This window comes from Agromyces sp. H66, from assembly GCF_004959775.1.
Lineage (GTDB): Bacteria > Actinomycetota > Actinomycetes > Actinomycetales > Microbacteriaceae > Agromyces.
Genome location: NZ_SJZG01000002.1, coordinates 394,954 through 411,034 on the forward strand (window position 1 = coordinate 394,954; position 16,081 = coordinate 411,034).

Sequence of the window (16,081 nt, forward strand, 5' to 3'; positions counted from 1 at the left end):
GGGGGGTCTCCCAGTCTAGGGTCGACCGCCCACGTTCAATCCTGCCGCAGCACCTCGAGCGCATGGGCGAGATCGGCCGGATAGTCCGATACGAACGTCGTCCATTCGCCGGATCCGGGGTGCGCGAACGACAACCGGTGGGCGTGCAGCCACTGCCGTTCGAGGCCGAGCCGCGCCGACAGGGTCGGATCTGCGCCGTACATGGCATCACCGGCGCAGGGATGCCGCTGCGCCGCCATGTGCACGCGGATCTGGTGCGTACGGCCGGTCTCGAGGTGCACCTCGAGGAGGGATGCGTACGGGAACGCCTCGATCGTCTCGTAGTGGGTCACGGCGTGCTTGCCGCCCGCCACCACGGCGAACTTCCACTCCGAACGCGGATGACGGCCGACCGGCGCATCGATCGTGCCGGACAGCGGATCGGGATGGCCCTGCACCACGGTGTGGTAGATCTTCTCGACCTCGCGGTCGTGGAACTGCCGCTTCAGGTCGGTGTAGGCGCGTTCCGACTTCGCGACCACCATGAGGCCGCTCGTGCCCTGGTCGAGCCGGTGCACCACGCCCTGCCGCTCGGGCGCGCCCGAGGTGGAGATGCGGTACCCGGCGGCAGCGAGCGCGCCGACGACGGTCGGGCCCTCCCAGCCGAGCGAGGGATGCGCCGCGACGCCCGGGGGCTTGTCGACCACGACGAAGTCGTCGTCGTCGTGCACGATGCCGAGGTCGGGCACCGGGATCGCCTCGACCTCGAGGGCTCGCGGCGGCTCCCAGCTCACCTCGAGCCACGCGCCGCCCCGGAGGCGGTCGGACTTGTCGACGCGTGCCCCGTCGAGCTCGGCGCCGCCGGCCGACGCGATGTCGGCCGCCTGCGTGCGGGAGAAGCCGAGGAGCTTCGCGAGGCCCTGGTCGACGCGCACGCCGTCGAGCCCGTCGGGCACGGGGAACGAGCGGTGCTCCATGCTCAGGACTCGGCGGCCCGGGGCGTGCCGGAGAGCGGCGTCCGCCCGTCGCCCGAGGCGTCGGCGTCGGGCTCGTCGGTCGTGGTCGGCCCCGGTGCGTCGGCCGCCGGTGCGGCCTCCGCCGGTGCGGCGTCGGCCGTGGCATCCGCCCGCTTGGACTCGCGGGTGCCGTCGAGCCCGATCCCGCGGATCGTGAGCAGCATGAACAGCACCATGCTCGACACGATGGCGATATCGGCCACGTTGTAGATGGCCGGCAGCAGCCACGGCGTCGAGATGAAGTCGATGACGTGGCCGAGGCCGAAGCTCGGCTCGCGAAGGAGGCGGTCGGTGAGGTTGCCCAGCACGCCGCCGAGCAGGAGGCCGAAGACGAGTGCCCAGGCGACCGAGCGGATGCGCCGGGCGAACCACGCGATGAACGTGATGACGCCCGCCGCGAGAATGGTGAAGATCCACGTCATGCCGCTCGCGAGCGAGAAGGCCGCGCCGGGATTGCGCACGAACTGCCACTGCAGCAGCGTGCCGAGCACCGGCACGACCTCACCCTCGGTGAGGTTCGTGACGACGAGGTACTTGCTCAGCTGATCGAGGCCGTACACCACGAGGGCGGCGGCCAGCACGATGACGAGTGCGGTTGCGGTGCCGACCTTCGCGGCCCGCTCAGCCGCCAAAGCCCTGGAAGGTCGGAGCCGGTGTCTGCTCGTTCACCGGCGCCGAGAAGCCCTGGCTGCCCGAGACCTGCACGGGTGCTGCGGTGTCGAGCTCGCGCAGCTGGCCCTCGATGTAGCTCTTCAGCTTCTGCCGGTACTCGCGCTCGAAGACGCGGAGCTCGTCGACCCGCTTCTCGAGGGCGATGCGCTCCTGGTCGAGGATGCCCATCTGCGCACGCTGCTTCGCCTCGGCCTCGGCGACCACGCGCGCGGCCGTCGCGTGACCCTCGGCGATGAGCGCGTCGCGCTTCTCGATGCCCTCGCGCACGTGCTCCTCGTGGAGACGGCGGGCGAGCTGCAGCAGGTTCGTGGTCGAGGTCTGCTCGTCGAGCTCGGACTGCGGCTGGGCGGGCGCCTGCGTGGGCACGGCCACCGTGGGCGGCGGCGCGGCCGGCTCGGCGTAGACCGCGGCTGGGGCCGGCGCGGCGGGGGCGCCCTTGCCGGCCTCCGCAGCACGGGCCTCGGCCGCGGCCAGCCGTTGGCGAAGCTCTTCGTTCTCCTGGTTCAGCCGGCGCAGCTCGACGACCACCTCGTCGAGGAAGTCATCGACCTCGTCCTGGTCGTAGCCCTCCCGGAATTTCGTCGCCTGGAAGCGCTTGTTGACCACATCTTCCGGAGTTAGCGCCATGGCTTCCCATCCTTTGAATCTGTCGAACTGCTGGATCACGTTCAGCTAACGGTAGCAAAGACCTCTCGGAGGGCGCAGTGCCGGAGCCGTCGGCATGCCGCCCTCGCAGGAGATCGTCAGCCGCTCGACTGCGCGAGTGCCGCCAACCACGACACGACGGTCATCGCGATGATGACCATGAGCATGGCGAGGCTCCACCCGAGGTCGAGTGCGACTTGCCCGATGCGTATCGGCGGCACCAGCCGCCGGAAGAAGCGCACGGGCGGATCCGTGACGGTGTAGACGGCCTCGACGACCACGAGCCAGGGCCCGCGCGGGCGCCACGACCGGTTGAACGTGCGCACGAGGTCGAGCACGAATCGCGCCCACATCACGAAGAAGTAGATGAGGAGCAGCGAGTAGAGGATGTTCCAGACGACGGCGAGTGCGCCCACGGCGGCTACGCGTGCGTGAAGAACGACGCGTCGACGTCGCCCTCGGCTTCGCCGGCCTCGCCGGAGACGACCACGTGCGCGGGCGAGAGCAGGAACACCTTGCTCGTCACGCGCTCGATCTTGCCGTAGAGGCCCTGGGAGAGGCCGCTCGCGAAGTCGATGAGCCGGCGAGCGTCGCCGTCGGACATCTGCGAGAGGTTGATGATCACGGGCACGCCCTCGCGGAAGGACTCGGCGATCACCTGGGCGTCACGGTACTGACGCGGGTGCACGGTGAGGATCTCGTTCATCTCCGCCTGCGGTGGGGTCGGTTGGACAGGGTGCCGTCGCAGCGGCGTGACGGCTGCTCCGGTCTTGGGTGCCGGCGCCGGCGCGGGCGCGGCAGCGTGCACGACGGGTGCCGCGGGCGCGTGCGCCTGCTGGGGCTCGGTCTCGAACTCCTCGTCGGCGAGTCCGAGATAGACCATGGTCTTCTTGAGCGGGTTCGACATCGCTGCCTCCGTCTGGGTTCCGTCTCGTTCGAGGCTAACCGGCGTCCGGCCGATTCCCGGTGATTGCCGTCCCGATGCGCAGGTGTGTCGCGCCCTCCAGAATCGCCTCGCGAAAATCGTGGGACATCCCCATGGACAGATCGGTCGCGTCGGGTGCGAGCTCGCGGATGCGCTCGGAGAGGAGCCGTACCCGGGCGAACGCGGGCCGGGCGGGTTCCCCGAGCGGCGCGACCGCCATGAGGCCGCGCAGATGCAGTCCCGGCGTCTCGAGCACGTGCTCGACCAGCGCGTCGAGGCCCTCGGGGGCGACGCCGCCGCGCCCGGGGTCGTCGGTGAGGTCGACCTGCACGAAGCAGTCGACGGATGCCTCGTCGGAACGGAGCGCGTCGACCAGCGACGCCCGGTCGACCGAGTGGATGACCGACGCGTACGCGCGCACCTGGCGGGCCTTCTTGGACTGCAGTTGCCCGACGAAGTGCCAGCGCAGCCCGAGGCCGGCGAGGGCCTCCGCCTTGGCCTTCGCCTCCTGATGCCGGTTCTCGCCGACGTCGCGCACGCCGAGCGCCGCGAGCTCCTCGATGAGCGACACCGGCTGGAACTTGGTCACGACGATGGTGGTGATCTCGGATGGGCTGCGGCCGGCGTCGCGCGCGGCATCCGCGACGCTGCCCTGCACCGCCGAGAGCCGGTCGGCAAGAGCGCTCACGGGTGCTCCCGCTCGGCCGTCGCGCGCCGGTTCATTTGAGGAAATCAGGGATGTCGAGATCGTCGCCGTCGTCGTCGAAGGCCGGGTCGGACACGATCTGATCGGCGGCGGCCGTGGGCGCCTCGCCCCAGTTCGCGGTCTCGACGAGCTCGTCGATGTCGATCTCCCCGATGACGTCGGCGGTCTCGCCGCCGAGCGCCGGGCCGCCGACGCCCGCGCCGACCGCGGCCGGCACGAAGCTCGTGCGCCTCGCCTCGGTCGGCTGCGGCTTGGCGTTCGGCTCACCGCCGTCGAAGCCCGCGGCGATGACGGTGACGCGCACCTCGTCGCCGAGGGTGTCGTCGATGACGGCCCCGAAGATGATGTTCGCCTCGGGGTGCACGGCCTCCTGCACGAGGCGAGCGGCATCGTTGATCTCGAAGATGCCCAGGTTCGAGCCGCCCTGGATCGACAGCAGCACGCCGTGGGCGCCGTCGATGGAGGCCTCGAGCAGCGGACTCGCCACGGCGAGTTCGGCCGCCTTGATGGCACGGTCGGCACCACGGGAGGAACCGATGCCCATGAGGGCGGAGCCCGCCCCCTGCATGACCGACTTGACGTCGGCGAAGTCGAGGTTGATGAGACCGGGCGTCGTGATGAGGTCGGTGATGCCCTGCACACCGGCGAGGAGCACCTGGTCGGCGGTCGCGAACGCCTCGAGCATCGAGATGCCGCGATCGCTGATCTCGAGCAGCCGGTCGTTCGGCACGACGATGAGGGTGTCGACCTCTTCCTTCAGCCGCGCCACGCCCTGCTCGGCCTGGGTCTGGCGACGCTTGCCCTCGAAGCCGAACGGCTTCGTCACGACGCCGATGGTAAGCGCGCCGATCGACTTCGCGATGCGCGCGACGACCGGAGCGCCGCCCGTGCCGGTGCCGCCGCCCTCGCCGGCCGTCACGAAGACCATGTCGGCGCCGGCCAGCGCCTCCTCGATCTCCTCGGCGTGGTCCTCGGCGGCGCGTCGGCCGACCTCGGGGTCGGCCCCGGCGCCGAGGCCGCGCGTGAGATCGCGCCCGACATCGAGCTTGACGTCGGCGTCGCTCATGAGCAGCGCCTGCGCGTCGGTGTTGATGGCGATGAACTCGACTCCGCGAAGGCCGAGTTCGATCATGCGGTTGACGGCGTTGACACCGCCGCCGCCGATGCCGACGACCTTGATGACGGCGAGGTAGTTCTGGTTTGTCGACATGACCGGCCTTCCGTGCGAACTCTGAACCTTGAACCTCTAGTCGAAGGTTAAAGTTTTGCTGAGTATGCAATTCCTGTTTCGAAGGTAGGTGTCGCCCGGCTCGACGGGGTCGAGGTCCGCCCGCGTGTCGCGATCCGCCGGGTGTCCCGGCCGCCGACCGATCACCTCGTGACCGCACTCTCGGGCGAGGACACGTCGTAGGTCCCGACCGTGTCGGGCGGCGCGGCGACCATCAGCGCCGCCAGCACGTCGGCCTTCAATGCGGACTCCTCCGCACTCCCCCAGACCACGCTCGCCCCGCCGGCGAGTTCGAGCCGCACGTCGTCGGCGGTGTCGGCGGTCGCCCTGGTGACCTGCGGGCGCACCTCGGGCGGGAGGCTGCGCACGACCGCCGCGACCGCGCGGAAGCCCTCGTCGGCGACCCCGCCCTCGACCTCGATGATCGGCTGCCCCTCGGGGCGGTCTTCGGGTCGCTCGATCACGACGCCCGCGGCGTCGACGAGCTCGAGGCCCGAACCCGTGTCGATGACGCCCACGGGGGTGCGCTCGACGATGCGCACGACGAGCGTGCCGGGTGGGATCGTCTCGGTCGCATAGGTCTCGATGAGCGGGAACGTCGCGAGCGCCGCGTGCACCTCACCGGGTTCGATGAGCGGCAGCGGAGTGCCCAGCACGCCGTCGAAGGCCGCCTGGATCTCGGCTGCCGGGATGCGCTGCGCACCCTCGACGCGCACCTCGCGGAGCGCCATCAGCGGGGAGTACGCGGCGGCGCCGACCACCGCCGCGAGGGCGAGGATCGACCCGATGGCGACGGCCCACGTGAGGCGTCGGCGGCGGGAGCGCTTGGTGAAGCGCCGCACCTCCTGCCGCTCGTAGCGTCGCCGCTCCCGCGCCGCCGCCGCGAGCGCCCGCTTGGCGGCGCGCGCGTCGCTCGGCCGGTCGTCGTGCTGCGGCGTCGGTGATGCCGCGCCGACCGGAATCGGCTCGGTCGCGACGCGGTCCGCGGACGCCGTTCCGGACGCGGCCGGCTTCCCGGCCGTTGCCGCCTTCGGCTTCGGCGCAGCGGCCGACCCCGCCGACCTCGCGGACCCCGCGGACCTCGCGGATCCTGCCGCTTTCGCGGATCCGGCGGACCTCGCGGATCCCGCCGCTTTCGCGGACCCCGCCGGCGCCGCCGGGCGCGACGTCCGCTCGCTCGCATCCGGCACCTCGGGGCCCGTCCGGGACGCCCGCGGCGTCGGACGATCGAACCCCTGCGGCCGCTTCACGCCCGACGCACCCTCATCCGCGCTCCCGCTCGAGCGAGCCGAGCAGCTGCGGCACGATCCGGTAGACATCGCCGCAGCCGAGCGTCACCACGAAGTCGCCCTCGCGTGCGATCCGCGCGGTGTGATCGGCGGCCTCCTGCCAGTCGGAGATGAACGCCACGTGCGAGGGGTCGCTGAACCGCTCGCTGACGAGCGCACCCGTGACCCCCGGCTCGGGGTCCTCGCGCGCGCCGTACACGTCGAGCACCACGGTCTCGTCGGCGTAGCGCTCGAGCACCTCGGCGAATTCCTTCGCGAACAGCCGGGTGCGGCTGTACAGGTGCGGCTGGTGCACGGCGATGATGCGGCCGTCGCCGACGACGGTGCGCGCGGCCGCCAGCGCCGCCGCCACCTCGGTCGGATGGTGCGCGTAGTCGTCGAACACGCTGACGCCGCCGATCGTGCCATGCAGCTCGAAGCGACGACCGGTGCCGGCGAACCGGGCGATGCCGGCGAGGGATGCCGCGGGGTCGAACCCGAGTCCCACGAGCACCGCGAACGCACCGGCCGCGTTGATCGCGTTGTGCCGGCCGGGGATGCGGAGCGTCGCGCGGTACTCGGCGCCCTCGTAGTCGATCGCGAACGAGACGGGACCGTCGGTCTCGATGGCATGCACCCGCGCCGTGGCATCCGCCGCCTCGCCGAACGTCAGCACGCGCGGGTGCGACAGTCGCGCGGCGACCCGCTTCGCCCCGGCGTCGTCGGATGAGATGACGACGAACTCGCGAGCCCGGTCGGCGAAGTCGACGAACGCCTGCTCGAACGCCTCGAGCGAGCCGTAGTGATCGAGGTGGTCGGGATCGACGTTCGTCACGAGCGCGACCGACGTGTCGTAGAAGAGGAACGAGCCGTCTGACTCGTCGGCCTCGACGACGAAGAGCTCGCCCTGCCCGGCCGCCGCGCTCGTGCCGAGCTCCTCGATGACCCCGCCGTTCACGAAGCTCGGGTCCTCGCCGAGCGCGAGCAGGCCCGTGATGATCATGCCCGTCGACGTGGTCTTGCCGTGGGCGCCCGCGACCGATACGAGCCGCCGCCCGCCGATGAGGGCGGCGAGGGCCTGCGACCGGTGCAGCACCGGGAGGCCCCGCTCGAGCGCGAGCCGGTACTCGGGGTTGTCCTGCCAGAGCGCGCCGGTCACCACGACCGTGTCGACGTCGTCGCGCAGGTTCGCGGCGTCGTGCCCGATCGCGATCTCGGCACCGAGCGCACGCAGTGCGGTGATGTTGTCGGAGTCGCGCACGTCGGAACCCGTGACCCGGTGCCCGTCGCCGAGGAACAGGCGAGCGATGCCGCTCATGCCCGAGCCGCCGATGCCGACGAAGTGCACGTTGCCGAGCTCGGCGGGGATGCTGGCGTTCGGGTCGGGCTTGATGGTCACGGTGCGGCGGCTTCTTCCTCGGGGTGGGGCGGCGATGTTCGGAGTCTGGATGCCGGATGTCGCGGCATCCGCTCACTCAACGTTACGCGGTGCTCGCGGCGTCGCCTGTTCCCCCGCCGAGTGCCGCGTCGATGAGCGCGATCATGCGGTCGGTGCCGTCGCGTCGGCCGACGGATGCCGCGGCCGCCGCCATGCGCTCGAGGCGGGCCGGGTCGCCGAGGAGCGGCAGCAGCTCGCCCTCGACCCATGCCGGGACGAAGTCGGCGTCGTCGACCAGGATGCCGCCGCCCGCGCCCACGACGTCGGCGGCGTTGAAGCGCTGCTCGCCGTTGCCGACGGGGTACGGCACGTACACGGCGGGGATGCCGAGGGCGGCCAGCTCGCTCACCGTGGCGGCGCCGGCACGCGACACGGCGACGTCGGCGATCGCGAGCGCGAGGTCCATGCGGTCGGCGTACACGACCATGCGGTAGCCGTCGAGGCCCGGGTCGGCGACGTCGGCGGTGCCGCCGGCCACGTGCAGCACCTGCCAGCCGGCGTCGGTGACCGCCGCCGCGCTCCCCACCATCGCGTGGTTGATGCGCCGGGCCCCGAGCGATCCGCCCGTGGCGAGCAGCACGCGCCCGCTCGCGTCGAGTCCGAAGAAGCGCGCGGCCTCGTCGCGCAGCGCGGCACGGTCGAGCGTCTCGATCTCGCGCCGGAGCGGCATGCCCACGAGTTCGGCGTGCGGCAGGTTCGTGCCGCTGAAGGCCACGCCCACCTTCGCCGCCCACCGCGAGCCGAGCCGGTTGGCGAGCCCGGGCTTCGCGTTCGCCTCGTGGATCGCGACCGGCACGCGCGCCGATCGCGCCGCCAGGTACGCGGGCGTCGAGACGTAGCCGCCGAAGCCGACGACGACATCGACGCCGCGGTCGCGGATGATCCGGGCGACGTCGTCGATCGACCGGCGGAACCGCGCCGGGAACGCCAGTGCGGCGCGATTCGGGCGTCGCGGGAACGGCACCTTCGCGATCGTGAGGAGCTCGTAGCCCCGGGCCGGCACGAGGCGCGACTCCAGGCCCTCGGCGGTGCCGAGCACGAGCACCTCGCACGAGGGGTCGCGCTCGCGGAGCCGGTCGGCGACGGCGAGCAGCGGGTTCACGTGGCCGGCGGTGCCCCCGCCGGCGAGCAGGTACGTCGTCATCGAGCGGTCCGCCCGGCCGCCCGTGCCGCGGCACGGGACTCCGCACGCGCGGCGGCGCGGGTCGCAGCCTCGGGATCTCGCGCGACCGACAGCACGACGCCGATCGCGAGGAGCGTGGTGAGCAGCGCGGTACCGCCCGCCGAGACGAGGGGCAGCGGCACGCCGAGGACGGGGAAGACTCCGAGCACGACACCGATATTGACACATGCCTGGCCGACGACCCACACCAGCACGGCGGCGGTGACGGTCTTCGCGAACGGCGTGCGCGCCGAGCGCAGGACGCGCGCGAACGCCACCGCCAGCATCACGAACAGCCCGATGACCACGATCGCGCCGATGAGCCCGAGTTCCTCGCCGATGATCGCGAAGATGAAGTCGTTGTCGGCGGCGGGCAGCCACGACCATTTCGCCGTGGAGTTGCCGAGTCCGACGCCGAAGATGCCGCCGTTCGCGAGCGCGAACCGGCCGTGCTGGATCTGCCAGCAGTCGTTGACGTCGATGGTCGTGCAGTTCTCCTGGAGGAATGCGGTGATGCGGCGCATCCGGCTCTCGCTCGACGCCGCGACGATCACGAACACCGTGAGCCCCAGGAGCACGGGCGGCAGCAGCAGCCGGAACCGCACGCCGATGAGGAACAGCGCCCCCATGAGCATTGCGCCCATGATCATGACGGTGCCGAGGTCGCCGCCGAGGAGGACGAGGCCGATCGCGGCGCCGCCGACGAGGAGGATCGGCAGGATGCCGTGCGTGAAGTCGCCCAGCTTCTCCTGCTTCTTCGTGACGATGAGCCCGAGCCAGATGACGAGCGCGACCTTGATGAGCTCCGACGGCTGGAACTGGACCCCGCCGATCGCGAGCCAGTTGGTGTTGCCGCCGACCGTCACACCGAGGTCGGTCGCGACGACGAGCAGCTGCAGGGCGCACGAGACGATGAGCGCCGGCCACGCCAGACGCATCCAGAAGGTCTCGGGCATACGGCTCGCGATGAGCATGATCGGGATGCCGAACAGCGCGTACAGCCCCTGGCGCGTCGCCTGCACGAAGAACCCGCCCTCTTCGAGGTTGGATTCGACCGACGACGAGGAGAGCACCATGACGAGGCCGAACACGACGAGGAAGAGCGTCGTGCCGAGCAGCAGGAAGTAGTCCTTCGACTCGACGCGGAAGACGCGCCCGAGCCGGATGCGGGCGGCGGAGACGCCCGCCGCCTCACCCTTGCGGGGTCGGGCCGTGCGGGGCGGAGTCGCCATCCGCCTCACCTCCCAGCCTCGCTCTGACCGCATCGTGGAATCGCCGGCCGCGGTCGGCGTAGTCGGCGAACTGGTCCATCGACGCCGCCGCCGGCGCGAGGAGCACCGTGTCCCCCGGTTCGGCCGTGGTTGCGGCCAGCGCGACCGCCTCGGGCATCACCTTCTCAGTGTCGGCCGTGGCGACCTCGAAGAGAGGCAGTTCCGGCGCGTGTCGCCGGAACGCCGCGACCAGGGGCGCACGGTCGACGCCGATCACGATCGCGGCACGCAGGCGTCCGACGTGCGCGGCCACGAGGGCGTCGGCGTCGACGCCCTTCAGCAGGCCGCCGACGATCCACACGACGTGCGGGAAGGCTCGCAGCGATGCCTCGGCCGCGTGCGGGTTGGTGGCCTTCGAGTCGTCGATCCAGCGGATGCCGCCGGCGTCGGCGACCTGTTCGATGCGGTGCGCGTCGAGGCGGAAGTCGCCGAGCGCGTCGTGGATGACGCCGACCGGCACCCCGTACGACCGGGCCAGCGCCGCGGCCGCGAGGATGTTCGCCACGACGTGCGGCGCGGCGAGGCCTCGGGGCTCGAGTTCGCCCACCGTGATGATCTCGAGCGCCGCCGTGCGCCGCTCGTCGAGGAACGCTCGGTCGCACAGGATGCCCTCGACGACGCCGAAGTCGCTCGGGCCCGGCACGTCGAGGCCGAAGCCGATCGCCCGGGCGCCCTCCTCGACGTCGGCCTCCTCGACCATGTGCATCGTCGCCTCGTCGGCGCGGTTGTACACGCAGGCGACCTTCGTGTTCTCGTAGACGGTCGCCTTGGCCGCCCGGTACGCCTCGGCCGAGCCGTGCCAATCGAGGTGGTCGTCGGCGACGTTCAGCACGACGCTCGCCCAGGGGTGCAGTGCGCCCGGCCCGGTCTTCGGCAGGTGGTGCAGCTGGTAGCTCGACAGCTCGACCACGAGCACGTCGAAGCCGCCCGGATCGCGCACCGCGTCGAGCACGGGCACGCCGATGTTGCCGCACGGCGCCGCGCGCAGTCCGTTCGCGGCGAGGAACGTCGCGGCGAGCTGCACCGTCGTGGTCTTGCCGTTGGTGCCGGTGACGAGGATCCATTCGGCGGCGTTCACCTTGTCGCGCACGCGCCAGGCGAGCTCGATGTCGCCCCACACGGCGACGCCGGCGTCGCCGGCCCATTCGAGCACGGGATGGTCGGGGTGGAACCCGGGCGAGGCCACGACGACCTCGGGTGCGAACGACACGAGCTCGTCGGGCACGCCGTCGAGCGGATGCCGCAGCAGCGTCGCCCCGATGACCTCGAGGATCCGCGCCCGGTCGTCGTCGGCCGACGGGGCGATCACCAGCACGTCGGCGCCGAGCTCGGTGAGGGTGTCGGCCACCGCGAAACCCGTGACGCCGAGCCCGAGGACGGCGACCCGGAGCCCCCGCCAGTCGGCGTTCCAGCTGGTGAGCGTGTCGAGGCGGTCGCGGGTCGAGGCGGCATCCACCTCGCTCACCGCTGCAGCCACTCGAAGTAGAAGCTGCCGACGCCGGCCGCCACGAGCAGGCCCCCGATGATCCAGAAGCGCACGACGATGGTGACCTCGGCCCAGCCCTTCAATTCGAAGTGGTGATGGATCGGGCTCATCAGGAAGATGCGCTTGCCGCGGGTGAGCTTGAAGTACGCGCGCTGCACGATGACCGAGCCGGTCTCGATGACGAACAGGCCGCCGACGAGGATGAGGAGCAGCTGCGTGTGGCTGACGATCGCGAGGGCGGCGAGGGCGCCACCGAGCGCGAGCGAACCCGTGTCGCCCATGTAGATGTGCGCGGGGTTCGTGTTCCACCAGAGGAAGCCGATGAGGCCGCCCACGATGGCGGTGGCGACGATCGCCAGGTCGAGCGGATCGCGCACCTCGTAGCAGCGGTAGGCGTCGCTCGGGTTCAGGTTCTCGCTGAAGCAGGACTGGTTGAACTGCCAAAAGCCGATGATGACGAACGAGCCGATGGCCAGGATCGAGGCGCCGCCGGCGAGCCCGTCGAGCCCGTCGGTCACGTTCACGCCGTTGGACGTCGCCACGGTGATGAGGCAGATCCAGATGACGTAGAGGACGATGCCGACGACGGTGCCGAACACCATGAAGTCGAGCGGCAGGTCGCGGATGAACGAGATGCTGGTGTTCGCCGGCGTCACGCTCTGCTCGTTGGGGAACTGCAGCGCGAGCAGTGCGAACGCGGCCGCCACGATGACCTGGCCCGTGACCTTCGCCCAGCCGCCGAGGCCGAGACTCTGGCGCTTCCGCGTCTTCAGGAAGTCGTCGATGAAGCCGACGGCGCCGAGGCCCACCATCATGAGGAGCACGAGCAAGCCCGACGCGGTCGGCGGCTCATTGCTCACGACCAGGGTGGCGACGAAGTAGCCGAACAGGCTGCCGAGGATGAACACGATGCCGCCCATGGTGGGCGTGCCGCGCTTGACGTGGTGGCTCTTCGGACCGTCGTCGCGGATGAACTGGCCCCAGCCGATCCGGCGGAAGAGGCGGATGAAGAGCGGGGTCAGGAACAGCGTGAAGGCGAGCGACAACGCCCCGGCGGTCAGCAGTGCTCTCACGCGAACCATTCTCCCAGTCGGTGACCGGGCAGGCCGATCATCAGTGCTGCCCCGCCGCTCATGCGAACCATTCTCCCAGTCGGTCGCCGAGGTGGCGGATCATCAGTGCAGCCCCGCCGCTCATGCGAACCATTCTCCCAGTCGGTCGCCGAGGTGGCGGATCATCAGTGCAGCCCCGCCGCTCATGCGAACCATTCTCCCAGTCGGTCGCCGAGGTGGCGGATCATCAGTGCAGCCCCGCCGCTCATGCGAACCATTCTCCCAGTCGGTCGCCGAGGTGGCGGAGACCCGCCGAGTTCGACGATTTCACGAGCACCGTGTCACCGGGGCGCGCGATCGCGGCGACGAGGTCGAACGCCTCGTCGGCGGTCTCGACGAAGGTGGACTCGCCGTCCCACGAACCCTCGTTGATGGCCGAGATGTGCAGGCGACGCGCGCCCTGCCCGACGACGACGAGCTGCGAGATGCCGAGGCGCACCGCGAGCAGGCCGATGCGGTCGTGCTCCTCCCCCGAGAACTCGCCCAGCTCGCTCATCTCGCCGAGCACCGCGATCGTGCGCGTGCCCGGCGACTGCACCTGCGCGAGCGTCTTGAGCGCGGCCGACATCGAGTCGGGGCTCGCGTTGTAGGCGTCGTTGATGACCGTGATGCCGTCGCGGCCGCCCATGACCTGCATGCGCCACCGCTCGGCGAGGGTCATCGATTCGAGGGCCTCGACGATCGCGGGCAGCGGCACGCCGAGCTCGAGGGATGCCGCGATCGCCGCGAGCGCGTTCATGACGTGGTGTTCGCCCAGCACGCCGAAGTGCACGCGGGCGGACTCGCCGCCCGGGATCGTCACCGTGAAGTCGGTGCCGCGGGCGTGCACGGCGAGGTGCGTGGCACGCACGTCGACGTGTCCGCCGAGCCCGAACCACACGACGCGGGCCCTCGTGCGGTCGGCCATCGATGCGACGCGCGGATCGTCGGCGTTCAGCACCGCGACATCCGTCTCGAGGAGGTCGGTGACCATCTCGCTCTTCGCGCGCACGGTCTGCTCGATGCCGCCGAACTCGCCCGCGTGGGCGAGGCCGACCTTGAGCACGATGCCCACGTCGGGTCGGGCCATTCGCACGAGCCTCGCGATCTCGCCGACGGCCGAGGCGCCCATCTCGGCCACGAGGAACTGCGTGTCGTGCGTGAGCTCGAGCATCGTGATGGGCGCGCCGACCTCGTTGTTGAACGACTTGCGGGCCGCGACCGTCGGGCCGACTCGTTCGAGCACGGCTCGCAGCAGGTTCTTCGTCGTGGTCTTGCCGTTCGAGCCCGTGACGCCGACGATGCGCAACGCGCCGTGCGCCCGAACCCGCCCGACCACCTCGGTCGCGAGCGCACCGAGGGCGTCGACGGTGTCGGCCACCACGACCTGCGGCACCGCGAGCTCGAGCGGGTGCTCCACGACGAGGAGCGCCGCTCCCCGCTCGGCCGCGGCGGGCGCGAACCGGTGCCCGTCGTCGAACTCGCCGCGCTTGGCGAAGAAGACGCCGCCGGGGCCGATCTCGCGGGAATCGGTCGTGACCTCGCCCTCGACGACCGTCTCGGGCGTGGCATCCGTGCCGTCGAGGCGCAGCGCGCCGCCGACCGCCGAGGCGACCTCGGCGAGGGTGAGGGCGATCATGCGGGCCAGCCCGCCTCGCGCAGGGCCTGCCTGGCGTCGTCTCTGGCCGAGTAGGGGATCTTCACGCCCTTCACCTCGTGGTACTCCTCGTGTCCGGGGCCGGCGTACAGGATGGCGTCACCCTCGCCTGCCAGCGCGAGCGCGGTGCGGAAGGCCTCGCGCGGGTCGGCGACCTCGTGGATCTCGCGATCGGGGACGGCGGCCCGCGCGCCCGCGATGAGCGCCGCACGGATCGCGGCGGGATCCTCGAACCGCGGGTGGAAGTCGGTGATCACCACGACGTCGGCGCCACGGGCGGCGATCGCGCCCATCTCGGCGCGCTTGGTGGTGTCGCGGTCGCCGTCGGCGCCGAACAGCATGATGAGCCGGCCGGTCGTGAACCGGCGGATGGCGCCGAGCGTCTGCAGGAACGCGTCGGGGCTGTGGCCGTAGTCGATGTAGACGAGCGGGCCCTTCTCGCCCGAGATGCGCTCGGCCCGACCGGGGATGTACGCGTCGATGCCGCCGTCGCGCTCGAGCACCTGCGCGATGCGCTCGAGGTCGTATCCGGCCTCGACGAGCATCACGATCGCGAGCGCGGCGTTGGCGGCCATGTACCAGCCGAGCAGGGGCACGCGCGAATCGAGTCGGCGTCCGTCGGGGCCGGCGAGCACGAACGTCGTGTGCGTCGCCGTCTCCTCGCCGACGGCCAGTCGCCAGTCGGCCTCGACGTCGGGGCGCGTGGTGAGCGTGGTCACGGGGATGCGCGACTCGGCGACGAGACGGCGACCCCATTCGGAGTCGACCGTGACGACGCCGCGCCGTGAGCGCTCGGGCTGGAACAGGTCGCGCTTGGCCTCGAAGTACTCGTCCATCGACGCGTAGTCGTCGAGGTGGTCGTGCGTGAGGTTCGTGAAGCCGACGACGTCGAAGACGAGCCCGTCGACGCGATGCCGCGAGAGCGCCTGCGCCGACACCTCGATGCCGACCGCGCGTACGTCGACCTCGCGCATGCGGGCGAGCAGGGCGTGCAACTCGCTCGCCTCGGGCGTGGTGAGCGAGCTCGTGACGGCCTCGTCGCCGATGCGACGCTCGGCGGTCGACGTGAGGCCGGCCACGACGCCGAGCTGGCGGAGGATGCCGTAGAGGAGGTACACGACGCTCGTCTTGCCGTTCGTGCCGGTGATGCCGAACAGGGTCGCCGGGTTGTCGGCCGTGCGGTGGATCCACGCGGCCACCTCGCCGAGCGCGGCTCGGGCATCGGGCGTCACGAGGACGGGGAGCTCCGCGCCGGCGGCGAGTTCGGCTCCGGCGGGGTCGGTGAGGATCGCCACCGCTCCCGCGTCGCGCGCCGCCGTGGCGTACTGGGCGCCGTGCGCGTTCCGCCCGGGGACGCCGACGTACAGGTCGCCGGGGCGCACCGCCTTCGACGAGAGCACCACGCCCGTCACCTCGAGGGCGTCCACGTCGCCGCGCACCTCGAAGCCGAACGTCTCGGCGAGGCCGTGCAGGGAGCGTGGATTCGGATGCTGCGGCCGGAGGGCCGTGGAAGGCGATCCGGTCACGAACCCAACTT

General features: G+C 71.4%; 15 protein-coding genes. All 15 read right to left on the reverse strand.

What is annotated here, in order from left to right:
• Positions 1-35: 35 nt before the first annotated feature.
• The 15 genes from EZM51_RS05145 to EZM51_RS05215 all read right to left on the reverse strand — a co-directional run bounded on the left by EZM51_RS05145 (position 36) and on the right by EZM51_RS05215 (position 16,070).
• Positions 36-956, reverse strand: a complete 921-nt coding sequence (locus EZM51_RS05145) for an RluA family pseudouridine synthase (RefSeq protein ID WP_136707165.1) — start codon at positions 954-956, stop codon at positions 36-38.
• 2 nt (positions 957-958) lie between these two features.
• The gene (lspA, locus tag EZM51_RS05150) at positions 959-1,627 is read right to left on the reverse strand and encodes a signal peptidase II (RefSeq protein ID WP_136707166.1); all 669 of its coding nucleotides are present in this window, start codon (positions 1,625-1,627) and stop codon (positions 959-961) included.
• Complete coding sequence (locus tag EZM51_RS05155) at positions 1,617-2,294, reverse strand: DivIVA domain-containing protein (protein ID WP_136707167.1); 678 nt, start codon at positions 2,292-2,294, stop codon at positions 1,617-1,619. Before EZM51_RS05155 ends, lspA begins: the two co-directional genes overlap by 11 nt.
• A gap of 116 nt (positions 2,295-2,410) precedes the next feature.
• Positions 2,411-2,728 (reverse strand): YggT family protein, encoded by a 318-nt coding sequence (locus EZM51_RS05160; protein WP_136707168.1) that lies wholly within the window; start codon positions 2,726-2,728, stop codon positions 2,411-2,413.
• A 5-nt stretch (positions 2,729-2,733) separates the two neighbouring features.
• A complete protein-coding gene (gene sepF / locus EZM51_RS05165) occupies positions 2,734-3,219 on the reverse strand; it encodes a cell division protein SepF (protein ID WP_136707169.1) in 486 nt (161 codons plus the stop codon).
• Between the two features lie 34 nt (positions 3,220-3,253).
• Positions 3,254-3,925 carry a YggS family pyridoxal phosphate-dependent enzyme gene (locus tag EZM51_RS05170; protein WP_248305470.1) on the reverse strand — a complete coding sequence of 224 codons (672 nt, stop codon included), beginning with the start codon at positions 3,923-3,925 and terminating at the stop codon, positions 3,254-3,256.
• A gap of 31 nt (positions 3,926-3,956) precedes the next feature.
• A complete protein-coding gene (gene ftsZ / locus EZM51_RS05175; RefSeq protein WP_136707170.1) occupies positions 3,957-5,153 on the reverse strand; it encodes a cell division protein FtsZ in 1,197 nt (398 codons plus the stop codon).
• A gap of 161 nt (positions 5,154-5,314) precedes the next feature.
• A complete protein-coding gene (locus EZM51_RS21010; RefSeq protein WP_248305471.1) occupies positions 5,315-6,013 on the reverse strand; it encodes an FtsQ-type POTRA domain-containing protein in 699 nt (232 codons plus the stop codon).
• A 421-nt stretch (positions 6,014-6,434) separates the two neighbouring features.
• Entirely contained in the window at positions 6,435-7,838 is a 1,404-nt protein-coding gene (gene murC, locus EZM51_RS05185) for a UDP-N-acetylmuramate--L-alanine ligase (RefSeq protein ID WP_136707172.1), read from the reverse strand.
• Between the two features lie 82 nt (positions 7,839-7,920).
• Positions 7,921-9,021: an undecaprenyldiphospho-muramoylpentapeptide beta-N-acetylglucosaminyltransferase gene (gene murG / locus EZM51_RS05190; protein WP_136707173.1), complete on the reverse strand. Its 1,101-nt coding sequence runs from the start codon at positions 9,019-9,021 to the stop codon at positions 7,921-7,923.
• Entirely contained in the window at positions 9,018-10,271 is a 1,254-nt protein-coding gene (gene ftsW, locus EZM51_RS05195) for a putative lipid II flippase FtsW (protein ID WP_136707174.1), read from the reverse strand. Before ftsW ends, murG begins: the two co-directional genes overlap by 4 nt.
• Positions 10,231-11,775: a UDP-N-acetylmuramoyl-L-alanine--D-glutamate ligase gene (gene murD, locus EZM51_RS05200; RefSeq protein WP_136707175.1), complete on the reverse strand. Its 1,545-nt coding sequence runs from the start codon at positions 11,773-11,775 to the stop codon at positions 10,231-10,233. Before murD ends, ftsW begins: the two co-directional genes overlap by 41 nt.
• Positions 11,772-12,869: a phospho-N-acetylmuramoyl-pentapeptide-transferase gene (mraY, locus tag EZM51_RS05205; protein ID WP_136707176.1), complete on the reverse strand. Its 1,098-nt coding sequence runs from the start codon at positions 12,867-12,869 to the stop codon at positions 11,772-11,774. The genes murD and mraY overlap by 4 nt, the downstream gene beginning before the upstream one ends.
• 244 nt (positions 12,870-13,113) lie before the next feature.
• The gene (gene murF / locus EZM51_RS05210) at positions 13,114-14,526 is read right to left on the reverse strand and encodes a UDP-N-acetylmuramoyl-tripeptide--D-alanyl-D-alanine ligase (protein ID WP_136707177.1); all 1,413 of its coding nucleotides are present in this window, start codon (positions 14,524-14,526) and stop codon (positions 13,114-13,116) included.
• Positions 14,523-16,070 carry a UDP-N-acetylmuramoyl-L-alanyl-D-glutamate--2,6-diaminopimelate ligase gene (locus tag EZM51_RS05215; protein WP_136707178.1) on the reverse strand — a complete coding sequence of 516 codons (1,548 nt, stop codon included), beginning with the start codon at positions 16,068-16,070 and terminating at the stop codon, positions 14,523-14,525. Before EZM51_RS05215 ends, murF begins: the two co-directional genes overlap by 4 nt.
• Positions 16,071-16,081 lie beyond the last annotated feature (11 nt).